Source organism: Silvibacterium acidisoli (assembly GCA_022870745.1).
Lineage (GTDB): Bacteria > Acidobacteriota > Terriglobia > Terriglobales > Acidobacteriaceae > Silvibacterium.
Window position 1 is genome coordinate 427,960 of record CP085323.1, and the last position, 14,975, is coordinate 442,934.

General features: G+C 60.2%; 12 protein-coding genes. 3 read left to right on the forward strand and 9 right to left on the reverse strand.

The annotated features are described in order from the left end of the window. The first annotated feature begins 45 nt into the window (after positions 1-45). Together LJD29_RS01765 and LJD29_RS01770 are read left to right on the forward strand one after the other, a co-directional pair. Positions 46-1,872 carry an ABC transporter ATP-binding protein gene (locus LJD29_RS01765; RefSeq protein WP_446744037.1) on the forward strand — a complete coding sequence of 609 codons (1,827 nt, stop codon included), beginning with the start codon at positions 46-48 and terminating at the stop codon, positions 1,870-1,872. A 9-nt stretch (positions 1,873-1,881) separates the two neighbouring features. Further along, positions 1,882-6,435, forward strand: a complete 4,554-nt coding sequence (locus LJD29_RS01770; RefSeq protein ID WP_446744038.1) for a glucoamylase family protein — start codon at positions 1,882-1,884, stop codon at positions 6,433-6,435. A gap of 119 nt (positions 6,436-6,554) precedes the next feature. Here the strand turns inward: LJD29_RS01770 and LJD29_RS01775 are convergent, their stop codons facing one another. The 6 genes from LJD29_RS01775 to bla form a co-directional block, all read right to left on the reverse strand. Beyond that, entirely contained in the window at positions 6,555-7,097 is a 543-nt protein-coding gene (locus LJD29_RS01775) for a hypothetical protein (RefSeq protein ID WP_446744039.1), read from the reverse strand. Between the two features lie 2 nt (positions 7,098-7,099). Then, on the reverse strand, positions 7,100-8,563 hold the full coding sequence (locus LJD29_RS01780) for a 4Fe-4S binding protein (protein ID WP_446744040.1): 1,464 nt from the start codon (positions 8,561-8,563) through the stop codon (positions 7,100-7,102). Between the two features lie 4 nt (positions 8,564-8,567). Continuing rightward, a complete protein-coding gene (locus tag LJD29_RS01785) occupies positions 8,568-8,936 on the reverse strand; it encodes a FixH family protein (RefSeq protein ID WP_446744041.1) in 369 nt (122 codons plus the stop codon). Positions 8,937-8,967: 31 nt separating this feature from the next. Continuing rightward, positions 8,968-9,567, reverse strand: a complete 600-nt coding sequence (locus tag LJD29_RS01790; protein WP_446744042.1) for a hypothetical protein — start codon at positions 9,565-9,567, stop codon at positions 8,968-8,970. A 183-nt stretch (positions 9,568-9,750) separates the two neighbouring features. Further along, positions 9,751-10,245: an NADH-quinone oxidoreductase subunit NuoI gene (gene nuoI, locus LJD29_RS01795; protein ID WP_446744043.1), complete on the reverse strand. Its 495-nt coding sequence runs from the start codon at positions 10,243-10,245 to the stop codon at positions 9,751-9,753. An 18-nt stretch (positions 10,246-10,263) separates the two neighbouring features. Then, positions 10,264-11,154, reverse strand: a complete 891-nt coding sequence (bla, locus tag LJD29_RS01800) for a class A beta-lactamase (protein WP_446744044.1) — start codon at positions 11,152-11,154, stop codon at positions 10,264-10,266. On the opposite strand from bla, the gene LJD29_RS01805 reads away from it, so the two are divergent. Continuing rightward, positions 11,153-11,743, forward strand: a complete 591-nt coding sequence (locus LJD29_RS01805; RefSeq protein WP_446744045.1) for a molybdopterin-dependent oxidoreductase — start codon at positions 11,153-11,155, stop codon at positions 11,741-11,743. The two genes, bla and LJD29_RS01805, sit on opposite strands and share 2 nt — an antisense overlap. 2 nt (positions 11,744-11,745) lie before the next feature. Here the strand turns inward: LJD29_RS01805 and LJD29_RS01810 are convergent, their stop codons facing one another. The 3 genes from LJD29_RS01810 to LJD29_RS01820 form a co-directional block, all read right to left on the reverse strand. Beyond that, on the reverse strand, positions 11,746-11,928 hold the full coding sequence (locus LJD29_RS01810; protein ID WP_446744046.1) for a hypothetical protein: 183 nt from the start codon (positions 11,926-11,928) through the stop codon (positions 11,746-11,748). Positions 11,929-11,996: 68 nt separating this feature from the next. Continuing rightward, positions 11,997-13,562 (reverse strand): UbiD family decarboxylase, encoded by a 1,566-nt coding sequence (locus tag LJD29_RS01815; protein WP_446744047.1) that lies wholly within the window; start codon positions 13,560-13,562, stop codon positions 11,997-11,999. A 76-nt stretch (positions 13,563-13,638) separates the two neighbouring features. Continuing rightward, a complete protein-coding gene (locus LJD29_RS01820; RefSeq protein WP_446744048.1) occupies positions 13,639-14,910 on the reverse strand; it encodes a glycosyltransferase WbuB in 1,272 nt (423 codons plus the stop codon). Positions 14,911-14,975: the final 65 nt, after the last annotated feature.

A 14,975-nucleotide genomic window follows, 5' to 3' on the forward strand; every position in this document is an offset into this window, starting at 1 on the left:
GTAGTAGCCTTTTTCTGCCCACAACCACTGCTAGATGAATGACTTATGAATAAAGAGAATCAGTCTGGGTCCCATAGTGCCTGGGGCGATCGCATTCGCGCACTCAAGAACGTTCCTCAGGTTCTGCGTATCGTCTGGCAGTCCGGCCCTTCCGTTGTCACCTGGGGACTCATCCTTCGCATCATCGTCCCCGTGCTCGGCCTGCTCATCGGCATCGTTGCCGCGAAGATCCTCGACGGCGTATCGCGCGCCTTTCAGCATCAGCCCCAGTTTCCGCACTTCTGGTGGCTGGTTGCTGCCGAGGTCGCGCTCGCACTTCTTACAGGTATTCTGTCGCGAGCCATCGACTACACCGACCAGCTCCTCGCCAACCGCTACACCTTTCACGTCAGCGTGCAGGTTATGGAGCAGGCCGCACAGCTCGATCTGACGACCTACGAGAATCCTGAGTACTACGATCGTCTCGAACGCGCGCGCGCCCAGGCCACCGATCGCCTGGCGATGATCCAGCAGATGGGCCGTCTCTTCCAGCTTTCGGTCCTCACCCTTATCTGGAGCGGTGTGCTCATCTACCGCTCGCCCAGCATGATCCTGCTGCTCATCGCCGGCGTGCTGCCCAGCTTCTTCGGTGAAACGCACTTCGCCTTCCTCGGCTACGCCAAGAATTTCCGCCAGACCCCGGCCAAGCGCCTCATGGACTATCTGCGCCAGGTCGGCGGCAGCAAGGAAGCCGCGAAGGAGCTGAAGCTCTTCAACCTGAGCCGCTACTTCACCGATCGCTTCCGCACCCTTTCAGAGGAAATCTACAACGAAGACGTCGCGCTTGCGAACAAGAAGCTCATCTGGGGCGGACTGCTCTCGCTCATCAGCACTGCGGGCTATTACGGTGCCTACGCCTTCGCCATTTATGAGGCCGTTACCGGCAAGTATCCGTCCATCGGCATCTTCTCGCTGATCACCGTCGCCATCCAGCAGGCCAGCACCAACTTCATGCAGGCGTTCTCTACGGCTTCGGGCATTGCCGACCAGGCGCTCTTCCTGACCGACCTCATCGCCTTCTTCGAGATGAAGCCTACCGTCGCCTCGAAGCCGAACGGTGTGAAGGTTCCGCACCCTATTAAGCAGGGCTTTGAGTTCCGCAATGTCTCCTTTGCCTATCCCGGCACCGAGCGCCGCGTTCTCAAGAACTTCAATTTCCATCTGCATCCGGGCGAACGCATCGCGCTGATCGGAGAAAACGGCCAGGGCAAGACCACCATCGTCAAGCTCATCACCCGCCTCTACGATCCCACCGAGGGCCAGATTCTGCTCGACGGCATCGATCTGCGAGACTACGATCTCGACGACCTGCATGCCGAGATGGGCGTCATCTTTCAGGACTTCATGCGTTACGAGATGACCGCGAAGGAAAATATCCTCGTCGGCCAGATCGAAGTGCCGCATACCGATGACGACATCATCTCCGCAGCACATAAGAGCCTTGCCGACACCGTGGTTGCCAAGCTGGCCGGCGGCTACGATCAGCAGTTGGGCCGCCGCTTCGAGACGGGCGTCGACCTCTCCGGCGGCGAATGGCAGAAGATAGCCCTGGCCCGCGCTTACCTGCGCGATGCGCAGTTGCTGATCCTCGACGAGCCGACTGCCGCGCTCGATGCGAAGAGCGAGCTTGAAGTCTTCGAGCGCTTCGCCGAGCTGACCGAAGGCAAAATGGCTCTGCTGATTTCCCATCGCTTCTCCACCGTCCGCATGGCTGACCGCATTGTCGTTCTTGAAGGCGGACAGCTGGTGGAAGAAGGCACGCACCAGAAACTTATAGACCTTGGCGGACGCTATGCCGGCATGTTTGAGATGCAGGCTGCCAGCTATCGTTGACGGAGAGAAATGACTTACCAGGTTCCCGAGATCGACCAGAAAATACTCGACGCGGCCGGACTGACACCCGACGAGCTGCGCGCCCAGGCCCGCGAGGTCACGCCCAGATGGGCAATTGCCCATCGCCCCAAGGGCGACACCGCATTTACGAAGGACATCGACGAGACGCTGGCTGACCTCGACGAGCTTTATGCCTTCCTCGACGCTCAGCCTCCCGCAGAGGTGCTGGATAAGGATGTCTTCCTGGAGCTTAAGGAAAATCCGCGCCTGCTGCGCGCCGCTATATCTGAAGTCTCATCGTCCGAGCGCGAGATCAAGAAGCTGCCCCGCGTCGTCGCGCAGGAAGGCGAGATTCCTCGCGTCGCCGTATTGTCCGCAGCATACCTCGACGCTGCAAAGAACGTCTGGAACGGCTCGGCACAGCGCATCTATCTCGAGGCCGCGCAGGAAGCCGACCCGCTCGAGCTGAAAGAGCTGTGGGTGCTGCCCTCGCTGATGAAGTTCGAGCTGGTGAAGCGCATCATTGCCCAGGCAAACGATCTGCGTGACAACCCCGAAAAGCAGGAGCGCCTCAAGACCGAGCTCAAGCAGGCCTTCCGCTGGTCGAATCCTCCGGTAAAGAGCCTGCGCGAGTTGAGCCACGCCGACTGGCCCGCATTGATGGAGCCGCTGGTGATCTTCACCAACGTGCTCAAGCAGGACCCCGCCGGTGCCTACCCACGCATGGACTTCGACAGCCGTGAAGCCTACCGCAAGCGCGTCGCAGAGATTGCCCACTACTCAGAGTTCACCGAACTGAAGGTCGCGCAGGAAGCTGTTCATCTCGCCCGCGAAGCCCAGCAGCACGCCATCGAGCCGCCACGTCTTTACCTGCGGCAAGCTCACGTCGGCTACTACCTGGTCGATCAGGGATTCGAGCAGCTTTCGCAACGCATCGGCTATCGTCCCCGCTTCATCGATCGCATCCGCCGCGGCCTGCGACGCAATGCGGACGACTTTTACATCGGCGGCATCGAAATCCTAAGTGTCCTGCTGATCGCAGCCTTCCTGCTGCCTCTGATTCCGAACTACCCCCTCTTCGGCGGGCTCACCGTTGCCTTTATCCTGCTGCTGCTGCCGGTGACCCAGGGCGCGGTCGACCTGATCAACAACACGATCAGTCTCGTCTACCGTCCTACCTCCCTGCCCAAGCTCGACTTCAGCGAAGGCATTCCGGAGGAGTTCACCACGCTGGTAACCGTTCCCACGCTGCTGATGAACGAGAAGCAGGTGCGCGAACTTGTAAACGAGCTCGAGGTCCGCTTCCTCGCGAATCCTGATCCGCACCTGCATTACGCTCTGCTGACTGACCTCCCCGATGCCGTCACCCGGCCTCGCCAGCTGGACTCCGATCCCTTGGTCGATCTGGCCGTCAAGCTGATCGACGATCTGAACAAGCGTTATCCCAAGTCGCCAAAGCACGGTGGCTTCTTCCTGCTCCATCGACATCGCATCTTCAATGCGCGGCAGGGCGTGTGGATGGGCTGGGAGCGTAAGCGCGGCAAGCTTCTCGATCTGAACAAGTATCTGGTCGGCGAATTCGACGCCTTCCCGGTGAAGGCTGGCAACATGGACGACCTGCATCGCGTGAAGTACATCATCACGCTCGATTCGGATACCCAGCTGCCTCGCGGCACCGCCGGTGCCATGATCGGCACAATGGCGCACCCGCTGAACCGCGCCATCATCGACAAGGACCGCCGCATTGTCACCGCCGGATACGGCATTCTGCAGCCGCGCGTCGGTGTCAGCGTTCACTCGGCATCGCGCTCGCGCCTGGCCGCCATCTACTCCGGCCAGACCGGCTTCGATATTTATACCCGCGCCGTCTCCGATACGTATCAGGACCTCTATGGCGAAGGCAGCTTCACCGGTAAGGGCATCTATGAGGTCTCCGCGCTGCACGAGGTGCTCGACAAGCGCTTCCCGCGCAACTCGCTGCTCAGCCACGATCTGATCGAAGGCGCATACGCACGCGCCGGACTCGTCACCGATGTCGAAGTCATCGACGACTACCCCTCGCACTACAGCGCCTACACCCGCCGCAAGCATCGCTGGGTGCGCGGCGACTGGCAGATTGTGCAGTGGCTCTTCTCGCGTGTTCCCGACGAGTCGGGACGCTTCGTGCGCAATCCCATTTCGACCATCTCGCGCTGGAAGATCCTCGACAATCTGCGCCGTTCGCTGGTCGAGCCCCTTACGCTGATCCTGCTAGTCTCCGGCTGGCTGAGCCTGCCTGGCGGCGCGCTCTACTGGACGCTGATCACGCTCTTCCTGATGTATGTGCCGACATTCGTCCAGCTGGCCTTCAGCCTGGGCCGCGCCTACTTCGCCGAAGAGCAGCCGGGCGCGGTACGCGATTCCCTGTTGGGCTTCTGGCAGTCGCTGGTCATCAGCACGCTGAACCTCGTCTACCTGCCTCACCAGACGATGCTCTCGGTCGATGCCATCCTGCGCGCGTGGATCCGCCGCCTTATTACCGGCCAGCGCCTGCTCGAGTGGGAGACCGCTGCTGAAGCCGAAGCCTCCGTCTCGTCCGGCAAGGTCACTGCCGTCGATCGCTACCTCTCGGCTACGCCCATCTTCGCACTCTGTCTCGCGATCGTGATCGCCATCTTCCGGCGCGATTCCCTGCTGGTAGCCGCTCCCATCCTCGTACTCTGGGGATGCGCACGCGGCATCACACTGTGGCTGAACAGCCCGCCCCGCGAGGTCAAGCAGAAGCTCGACCAGGGTGAACGCGACTACCTCCGCCAGCACGCGCTGCGCATCTGGCGCTTCTTCTACGAGTTCGGCGGCAAGCGCCACAACTACCTGATCCCCGACAACGTGGAAGAGAAGAACATCTTTGAAGCGGCGCGTATCTCGCCCACCAACTTCGGATTGCTCCTCAATGCCCGCCAGGCTGCCGTGGCGATGGGCTTCCTCACCGTGCCCGAGTTCACCGAGCTCTCGCACCTGAGCTTCGCCACCATCGACCGCCTCGAGAAATATCGCGGCCACGTCTACAACTGGTACAACACCCACACCCTCGAACCGCTGCTGCCAGCGACCATTTCGTCAGTCGATAACGGCAATCTTGCAGCCTCGCTTTACACGCTCTACACCGGCACGGCAATGCTGCTGACACAGCCGCTGCTCTCGAAGAACCTCTTCGCCGGTCTCGCCACGCACCTCCAGCTCCTGAAGGCTCAGAAGAACGCTCCGGCGGATCTTCTCGCGCTGAAGATTCCCGGCGAGTCAGCATCCCTCATCGAGCTCTGCACCTGGGCCTATGAAACCGCGCAGCTCGACGTTATCGACTCGATCCCCTTGTACGACGAGCCATCGCCGGATGAATCGCTCTGGTGGTCAAACCAGATCCGCACGCGCCTCAAGGCTATCGCCGCCATCATGCACGATTACATGCCCTGGCTGCTGCCCGAATATGCCACCCTGCGGTCGATGCAACAGATTGCACTCACTGACAAGGATGCCTTCCCCAAGCTCGAGAAGCTGGCCGACTTCGCCACGCAGCTCGAAGGCCGCCTCGGCCGCGCCTGGTCAACTCTGAGCAGCAAAGAGGAAGGTCTCAGCGACGGCACGCTCGCCGAGAAGCTGCGCTCCGAGCTGCCCGAAGCACGCGAGAAGGCAACCGCACTGGCCACAAGCGTTCACGACGCCAGCGAGACAGCCTATCGCCTCGCCGACGACATGGACTTCGGCTTCCTCGTGCAGAAGGGCCGCAACCTGCTCTCGATCGGCTACGAGATCGCCACGCACACCCTGCACGAGGCCATCTACGACATGCTGGCTTCGGAAGCTCGCATCGCCACTTTTATTGCCGTGGCGAAAGGCGAGCTCTCGCAGCAGGGCTGGTTCAAGATGGGCCGCACCCATGTCACCGCCTACGATCAGTCTGTTTTGCTCTCCTGGACAGGCACCATGTTCGAGTACCTGATGCCCGCCCTCTGGATGCGCAGCTATCCGGACACGCTGATCTCGCGCACGCTGCACGGCGTAGTAAAGATCCAGCGCGATTATGCGAAGGATCTCGGCATTCCATGGGGCATTTCCGAGTCGGGATACAGCAAGACCACCGACGACGGCCACTACCACTACCAGGCCTTCGGCATTCCTCCGATTGCTCTCAAGTGGGACGCAACCGCCGGGCCGGTCGTCTCGCCCTACTCGACTCTGCTCGCGCTTCAGGTCGATTCGGTCGAAGCCCTGCGCAACATGCATCGCATGGAGCAGATGGGCTGGACCGGCGCCTACGGCTTCTACGAAGCAGCCGATTACATGGAATCGACCAAGGAACCGGTGCTCACACGCGAGTGGATGGCCCACCACCAGGGCATGGGCCTCATGGCCATCCTCAACCTGCTTGAGAATGATCTGACTCACACCTGGTTCCATGCCAACCCGCTCTTTCAGGCAACGGAGCTGCTTCTGCACGAAAAGCCGATTCGCGAAGCCACGCTCAAGGCGGAACAGAAGAAGTTCGCTCCGAAGAAACGGCCCGCAAGGAAGAAGGCCAGCTAGTCACAGTCACTGTTACAAAAAGCCGCCGGCATGCCGGCGGCTTTTTCATTGCCTCCATCTTTGCGTCAACCTTATGGAGCTGTCATCCCGAACGCAGTGAGGGATGACAACGTAACCGGCTAAGACGGCGGACGCGACACCTTCCTGTCCTTCCGCCGATTCGAAACAGCCTTGAACCACAACGCCCCGATCGCAAGAAACGGCAACGAATAAAGCATCAGGTCCCAGCGGCCATAACCAGTCGGAGTGACGTCCACATCCGTAGCCGCCTCACCCGACCCACCCGTTGCGCTCGATAAGAGCACATGGATATGCCAGCGTTCCTCGCGGTCGAACGGCAGCACCACCTTGTACTGCACCTGCCCGGCCAGCACTTCGCGCGGCGCGTCATACACCTTCTCAGGCAGACGCCCGCTCACTGGCTGAATCCCGATTCTGACCTTCATATCCGCCGGCACAGGCTTCCCGTCACGCGGATCCAACATGACAAAGAAAGGACCGCCGCCAACATCGGGATTCGCCCAGACGGTCACAATCGCCGGGCCCACCGGCTGATCCTTGAGAATCGGAAACGGCGGCCCCGTATGCGCAAACGCCGCGTGCTGAAAGGCGATCCACAGCGCGCACATCAGAATCTTTCGCAGAGAAAAAGCAGTTCGCATCTTCATCCGGCCATCAACGTCGCGCGCATGTCCATCGGTTGCAGCATCAGCCAGACTGCGATCACGAGCAGCACTACATCTACCGCAGCCCACGGAGCAAAGATCGCCGCAACCCGATCCTCCGCATCTTCTTCCGCAAGCCGCCACGACACGATCAGAGAGCCCGCAAAGCCCATCACCAGCGCTCCCATCTGCAATGGCTGTACCCAGCGCAGCGGAAGCCCCATAAGCGTCCACATCGGATCGCCGAAAGCGTAAATACCGATGTCGTTAAGAGCCGATTGCGTCACCGGGATCACTGTCAGCAGTCCGGTAAGAAAGTGAAACGAATAATGCGACAGCCACATGCCGAATCCCACCGGCACCAGGCTGTAGCTGTAGCGCAGCAGCATCTCGCGCCAGTTGCGGGCCGACACCCGGCTGCTGACCGCCGCAGCAGGCAACAGCAAAACCGCTGGCAGCAGCACGATCACCGCGACAAAGACCAGCCCCAACAGCAACGGCTGCCACTCGGTACGAAGCACACTACCCAGCCACTTCTCCATGCTGTAAACCGGAGCTACCATGCCCAGCGCGTTCATGAGCGCGCTGAAGACGAAGAACACCGCCAGGGCCGCAAGATCCACGCGCCGCGAGAATCTGCCGATTCCCGACCTCAGCGCGTTCGACGATAGCTCCGCGACCGGCTCCCGGCTGAGGATACCGACATTATCGTGCGGGCAGGCATGCACGCAATCGAGGCAGAAGGTGCAGTCTACGTTGCCTTCCTTGCGCGGCTGGAAAAGCGCCGTCTCGCATCCCCGCTGCAGGATCACGAACTTCTCCGCACCCGGACCAGCGGCACGCCGCCCGCGAATGCAATCCTTCGTCTGGCAGCGATCGCACACGCCGTGGTCGCGCACCGCCACTTCCAGCGGAGAGACCGTCGAGGCAATGAAGTTGAACTGCCCGATCGGACAAAGATACTTGCAGAAGGTCGCGTGCTCAAACAGCCCATCCACCAGCAGCGCAATGCCGAAGTAGCCGGCGGTCAGCCATGCAGTCCACAGTGGCCGCGACCACAGGCTGAAATTCTCATAAGCAAAGAGCACGCCCGCAAACAGCAGAATCCCGCCCCACTTGTTGCGCAGCGCCCGAGGCCAGTTCCACCGCGGCTTGAACAGGCGGCGCCCCGCGTTGCGCACCAGCATGAACGGGCACGCCATACAGAAAAAGTTCCCTGCCACCAGCAGCACCAGGATCAGCACGCCACGAAAGTGAACCCACGTCAAAACGGTGGAGAGATTCTTCGGCGAGATCTGCGGTCCAAAGATCCCATGCAGCACCATGACAACCGCAACAATGAAGACCGGGATCTGCAATAAAGTACGCGCATGCTTTTGCTTCAGAAAACGCCCTAGCATGGGCACACGCAGCAGATCGAATCGCCGCTCCTGCACATCAGGTATGTGTTGGGACAACGCCATCGATTCAGTTCGCTTCCGGCTTTGCGTCAACGCCGCGAATGTCTGTCGTTCGATGGAGAGTCCGGCCATCGGCAAGCCGGATGTGCAGCTCGATCACATAGTCGCCCGCCATCGTGAACTCGACCGGCGCGCGATATTCACCCGGAGCCGTTCCGGTCGCAGTAGAGTTCGAAGGAACCATGCCCGGATGGTTCATCTCTGTCTCGACCGAGATACGAGCATCGTTCAGGGGAGGACCGTTCGCTCCACGAAGCTGGATGGCAAGGGTATCGGTGCCGACATGGGGATGGGCAGAAGCGAGAGTCGGAGTGACGCGAATGGAAGCATCATCCAGCCGCGCCTGTCCGCGATGACAACCAGAGAGCCCGATCAAGCATGTTGCTGCAACTGCGATGGCTTGACGCCTAAGATACACCAACCGTCTCCTGCTCCTTCGGTCTCCATGAGCAGCTGCACTCCGCATGTTGCGTCTCACCAGTCGGAGGAAACATGTGGTAGTACATGCCGATCACCATCGGGATGAAAACTACCGAGTTATAGAACAAGTGTAGCTCCACGCGCGGAAACACGAGCTGCAGCACACTGCACGGTACCGGCTTATGCCAGAGGTTGTGGTGGAAAGTCGCCTGCCCAATCAGCAGCAGGTGCTCGATGTGGTGCCAGAACTGGATCACCAGCGCCGCCGTCCACCACGTACGCGCCCGTCCCGTGAATCCCTTGCGAAGAATCCAGATACCAGCCAGCATCACCACCGCATAGCTGTAGTGCAGCGCTTCGCTCTTAATCAGCCAGGGATACCACAGCCCCACGATCCCATTTGCCATCGGCCGCGGCCAATGCAGAACCCAGATCTGGTACGCCTGCACCAGGTGCTCTCCCCAATGCGCCAGCACAATCGCCATAAATACCTGTAAGGCGCGCTCGTGCCAAGCGCCGTTCAGCTTTTCATAAAGGCTCTGCCCAGGCGCGGGATGCATCGCGACCGCCGGAACATAAGTTGCCATATCCGCTCCTCATCCAGATGGGTTTCAGGATGTAGCAAAACTAGCGGACACGGATCGGCCGTGTCATCGGTCTTTTCGCGGGGTGCGGTATCAATCTTTGGATGGAGAGCGGCCACGGCCCAAAAGGCCTGCCTTACCAAAAAACAAAAGCCGGGCCAAAGCCCGGCTTCCGCCTCAGAAAACTTACTTTACTGAGTCCGAATGCGCCGCCAGCTCGCCGGGCATGCCCACCGTCGGAACCAGCATGTCTTCCTTGCGCATCACCAGCGTGGTTGCATTCAGGCTGGCCAGCTCGAAACCGTGGCCATGCGTGATGGCATCCGTCGGGCAGGCTTCCACGCAGTATCCGCAGAAAATGCAGCGGTTGTAGTCGATGTTGTAGATCTTCGCGTAACGCTCCGCGCTCGAGATGCGCTTCTCTTCCGTGTTCTCGTCCGCTTCGATGTAGATACAGTTGGAGGGGCAGGCGGCTGCGCACAGGAAGCAGGCCACACACTTCTCCAGGCCATTCTCATCGCGCTGCAGCACGTGGGCGCCACGGAAGCGCTCCTGCAGAACCGCGCCACGGCTGGGACCGGGGCCGTCGGGATAATTTTCAACTTCGGTCGGTTTGAACATCTCCCCGAAGGTGATGCTCATGCCTTTAGCCACACCAGCGATGTTGCGAACAATCGACATGCAACCAGTATAACCGTGTCAGCTGGAAATTCGCTCGGCCAATACGCGCCCGACTGCGGCAACCGCCGCACTCTGCTCTTCCGGCGAGACTTTCGCCGCAGTCAGAAAGACCGCCGCGAAGATCGGTTTCCTGTTTGGAGGCCACGCCACGGCGATATCGTTAGCCGTGCCCGTGTCGGAAGCGGTGCCGGTCTTATCTCCGATGCTCCAGGTCTTCGGCAGCCCCGCGCGCAGGCGGGCGTCGCCGGTGGTGTTGGCCTTAAGCCAGCCGATCAGGGTTTCGCGCGATGCAGGCTTAAGCACATCACTCAAAACAAGCTTCTTCCAGGTGGCGAGCACTGCGTTCGGAGAAGTAGTGTCCCGAGGATCTCCAGGGACCGTGTCATTCAGCGTGGGCTCGGTGCGATCGAGGCGGGAGACTGAGTCTCCTGTCGAACGAAGGAAGGCGGTCAGCGCCGCCGGGCCTCCGATCGCCTCAAGCATCAGGTTGCCGGCGGTGTTGTCGCTCAGCGTAATGCCTGCCTTGCAGATCTCCCGCAATGCCATGCCGTCTCCGCCTGCAAACTTTTCCGTGGCTGGGGAATATTCAATCAGGGCTTCACGGCCGAACTTCACTTTTCTGTCGAGCGATTCCCGCCCCTCATCCACGCGATGAAGAACCGCAGAAGCGGCCAGCGCTTTGAACGTACTGCACATCGGGAAGCGCTCGTCGGCGCGATACCCTGCACGCTCGCCGGTCGCCGTTTCCAGAACGGCAACGCCAAGCCGCCCGCCGGAGCTCTTCTCGATGGCCGCAAGCTCTTCCTCGATGCCCTGTGTACGGATCGATCCGAAAGCAAAATACGGCGTGAGCGCAGCTGCGCCAATGGCGGCCAGAGCCTGTCTACGATTGAATGAAATTGTGTGCATGGAGTTCCATAGTATCGTTCAGAATGTAGGAAAACCGGGCTCTCCCATTGCCGACAAAGGAACATTCATGCCGCTGATCACACGATTGTTTGCAGTTGCCATGCTCGCTACCACCTGCGTCACATTGTCCGCGCAAATGGCCCGCTCCGGCGAACCGGCTGGAACGCCCGGCAAGCTCACAGTGCAATATCTCGCGCAGAGCGAAACCCTATCGGCGGCGGATCTCAGGGCTTACACGCACGCGACAGTCACAGTACACAATCCGCATACGAATGCTGACGAAACCTATTCAGGTGTTCCACTCATCGATCTGCTTGTAAAGCTGGGAGCCCCGCACGGTCACGACCTGCACGGCAAGGCTCTTTCGGATTACGTAGTCGCAACCGGCTCCGATGGCTACAAGTCCGTACTCGCACTGGCCGAAGCCGACCCGGAATTTCATCCAGGCCAGATCCTCGTCGCCGACGAGATGGATGGCAAACCGCTCGACGAAAAAACCGGCCCATTCCGGCTCGTCGTCACCGAAGACAGACGCCCGGCACGTTCGGTCCACAGCCTCGTTTCGGTGGTGGTGAAAGCAGCGGAATAACGCTAGGGCATGAAGATGCGGTCGTGCAGGTCGGGCGCGACCTGCCGGAAATGCTTCACGTTGTACGTGTAAATGCGCTCGCATCCCGCCTTGCGCGCCGCAGTCATACCAAGGGCATCGTAAACAAGCCCACCGGCCAGCCCCTGCCGAGAGCAGGCGCGCACCACGGCAAGCTGCTCCCCCATTGACAGCTCGACAATCTCGAAATGGGGAAGGATGTAGTCTTCGATTTGGCCAGTTCCTGAACCCTGCCTTACTCGTCAATCCCCAGCTTCTTCCAGATCTCATCCACATGCGTTTTCGTCGCCGAATCCATCTCGATCATTGGCGGCCAGGGGCGATCGAAGCCTTCGGCGGCCCACTTGCGGGTGGCGTCGATACCCATCTTGCTGCCGAAATTCGGCAGGCGTGAGGCGTGGTCGAGCGAGTCGATCGGTCCCAGGGTAAATTCGATATCCCGCTGAGGATCGATATTGTTGGTAGTCCGCAATACTACCTCGCCTACATCCTGCACGTCGCAGTCCTCGTCCACCACGATGATGCACTTGGTGAACATGGCCTGCCCCATCGACCAGATGCCGTTCATGACCTTGCGTGCCTGCCCGGCGTAACTCTTCCGGATCGAGACGATCATCAGGTTATGGAACACCCCTTCGGCAGGTAGGTTGATATCCACGATTTCCGGAAGGGTCAACTTCATCAGGGGCAGGAAAATCCGCTCAACGGCCTTACCCATCCAGGCGTCTTCCATCGGAGGCTTGCCGACGATGGTGGCCGAGTAAATCGGGTTCTTGCGATGCGTGATGCAGGTGATGTGGAAGACCGGATATTCGTCCTCCATGGTGTAGTAGCCGGTGTGGTCGCCGAACGGGCCCTCGATGCGCAGCTCATCAAGCTTCACGTAGCCTTCGAGAACGATCTCGGCATGTGCGGGAACCTCGAGATCGACCGTTTCGCATTTCACCAGCTCCACCGGCTTCTGCCGCAGGAAGCCGGCGATCATGAACTCTTCCACCTCGGGCGGGGCGGGAACGATTGCCGAAAACGTCGTAGCCGGATCGGTGCCGATGGCTACGGCCACCTCCATCCGGTTGCCGCTGATCTTTCCCAGGGCCAGCCTGGTAGTACCGCCCGCCGTCTCGGCCATGGCCTCGACATGGCTTGCCGCTGAATCGCCGGACGCAGCCCGCAGCCGTTCGCGCAGGTGCTCCGCGGCATTCTTCTGGCGCTGCCAGTGCATGCCGGTGGTCTGCCCGTCGAAGACCTGCATGCGGTACATGCCCATGTTCCGCTTTCCCGTTTTGGGGTCGCGGGTAATGACACAAGGCAGCGTAATGAACTTGCCTCCGTCGAGCGGCCAGCATTGCAAGACCGGAAAATCGAGGAGATTGAAGTTCTCCCGCAGGATCACTTCCTTGCATGGGGCGTTCTTGGCAGGAATGGTCTTCGGGAAGAACTTGCCGACCTCGGCCAGCATCGGCAACATCTTGAATTTGTCGAGGAAGCCTTCCGGGGATTTCACATCCATGAAGGCGCGAATGCGGTCAGCAACTTCGTCCAGCGAATCGACCTCGAGAGCCAGCTTCATCCGGCGGTCGCTGCCGAACTGGTTCATCAGGATGCGCGCGCCGGGATAGCCCTTCACATTCTCGAAAAGAAGCGCCGGTCCGCCTGGGGTCTTGCCCCGCTTGCCGGCTTTTGAGGCCCGGTCCGCGATCTCGCAAACCTCAAGTACAGGATCAACTTCCTGCTTGATCCGTTTCAGTTCCTTTGCCTTTTCGAGGGCGCTGATCCATTCTCGAAGGTCGTCGTATGCCAATGCAATCCCCTAGCGAGCCCGGAGGGCTCGCTTCTCATTCTAAAGGGTTTTGTTCAGGATTTTAGACAGAAGAGTCTTAGGGGTTTGGCTCTACGGTCTTCGAAACGGCGACCGTCGAGTGCTTGGCGGTGAGGCTCTTAATGTTTGCTTCAAAGCGGCGCAATACCTGCTCGCGGCCGAGATGCTCTTCGGCATAGCTGCGGGCGGCAATGCCCATCTCGCGGCGAAGCTCCGGGCTGTCGGCAAGAGTCTTCACTGCATCGCGCATCGCCTCGATATTGCCGGGCGGCACGTTGATACCGCGGCCATGAACGGCCTCCGCTACCTGAGTTCCCGGTGCGGCGGTCGCCAGAACCGGGCGCCCGCTGGCCAGCATGCCGGTGAGCTTCGAAGGCATCACCAGGTCGGCAGCGTCGCCTTTTTGCGGCAGCAGGTGGATATCTGCGGCATTGAGCAACTCGTTCAGCCGGTCCATCGGCTGAAGAGGCAGCAACGAAACATTGTGAAGACCAGCGGTCATCTCTTCGAGTTGCGGACGGAAGGAGCCGTCGCCGCAGAAGACGAAGCGCAGCCGCTTATCCTCGCGAAGCTGCTGGGCAAGCAGCGGCAGCATTTCCAGGCCCTGCTTGTTACCGAGATTGCCGGAGTAAAGGAGTACGATCTGGTCGTCGCTAATTCCCAGTTCCTCGCGGAACCGGTTGGGGCCGGTCATCGGCTGAACCGCATCGATATCGACCCAGTTCGGGAAGAGGATGGTCTTGGCCTTGTCGATTCCCTTTTCACCCAGGCGCTTCACCATGTTCGGCGAAATGCTCGAGACGCGCGTGAAGCCCTGCATGATGTACCGTTCATAGGCGAGCGCAAAGTTGTGCGTTGCGCCCTCCGACGGCAGCAGGCCGAGGTCGAAAGCGGCGTCGATCTCGAAATCCTGAACGTGCAGCCACGCCGGCGCTCCGGAAAGCATCGCCGTCATGATGGTCGTGGGTGCGCAGAAGAACGCCGGCTCCACGGTCAACACAACATCGGGACGCCAGAATGTCATGGCCAGCATGACAGGCAGACTGGAGGTGGCAAAGGAGCCGAGGTGAATCATGCGGCTGATGCCGCTCGGGCGCTCGGGAACCCACAGGGGGCAGCGGTAGATCTTCACGCCTGCCGGCGAGGTTTCCGTCTGATAACGCCAGGGGCTGTAATCTTCGCGAACCTTCCACGCAGGATAATACGGAGGAGCGGTAACGACACGCACCTCGTGGCCTCTGCTTGCAAGCCATTCCATCATTTCTCCGGAATACTTACCGATGCCGGTCAGTTCCGGAGAATAATTAATACCCAATAGCAAGATTCGCAACTCTCGATGTCCTTTTCTGGTTGGGGCCTGGTTTATCGAAGCCAGTGGAACAGGGAGAAAACGGA

Coding starts and splice junctions, on each gene's coding strand:
- LJD29_RS01765 (WP_446744037.1), top strand. CDS start 46: ATGAATAAAGAGAATCAGTCTGGGTCCCATAGTGCCTGGGGCGATCGC.
- LJD29_RS01770 (WP_446744038.1), top strand. CDS start 1,882: ATGACTTACCAGGTTCCCGAGATCGACCAGAAAATACTCGACGCGGCC.
- LJD29_RS01775 (WP_446744039.1), bottom strand. CDS start 7,097: ATGCGAACTGCTTTTTCTCTGCGAAAGATTCTGATGTGCGCGCTGTGG.
- LJD29_RS01780 (WP_446744040.1), bottom strand. CDS start 8,563: ATGGCGTTGTCCCAACACATACCTGATGTGCAGGAGCGGCGATTCGAT.
- LJD29_RS01790 (WP_446744042.1), bottom strand. CDS start 9,567: ATGGCAACTTATGTTCCGGCGGTCGCGATGCATCCCGCGCCTGGGCAG.
- nuoI (WP_446744043.1), bottom strand. CDS start 10,245: ATGTCGATTGTTCGCAACATCGCTGGTGTGGCTAAAGGCATGAGCATC.
- LJD29_RS01805 (WP_446744045.1), top strand. CDS start 11,153: ATGGAGTTCCATAGTATCGTTCAGAATGTAGGAAAACCGGGCTCTCCC.
- bla (WP_446744044.1), bottom strand. CDS start 11,154: ATGCACACAATTTCATTCAATCGTAGACAGGCTCTGGCCGCCATTGGC.
- LJD29_RS01810 (WP_446744046.1), bottom strand. CDS start 11,928: ATGGGGGAGCAGCTTGCCGTGGTGCGCGCCTGCTCTCGGCAGGGGCTG.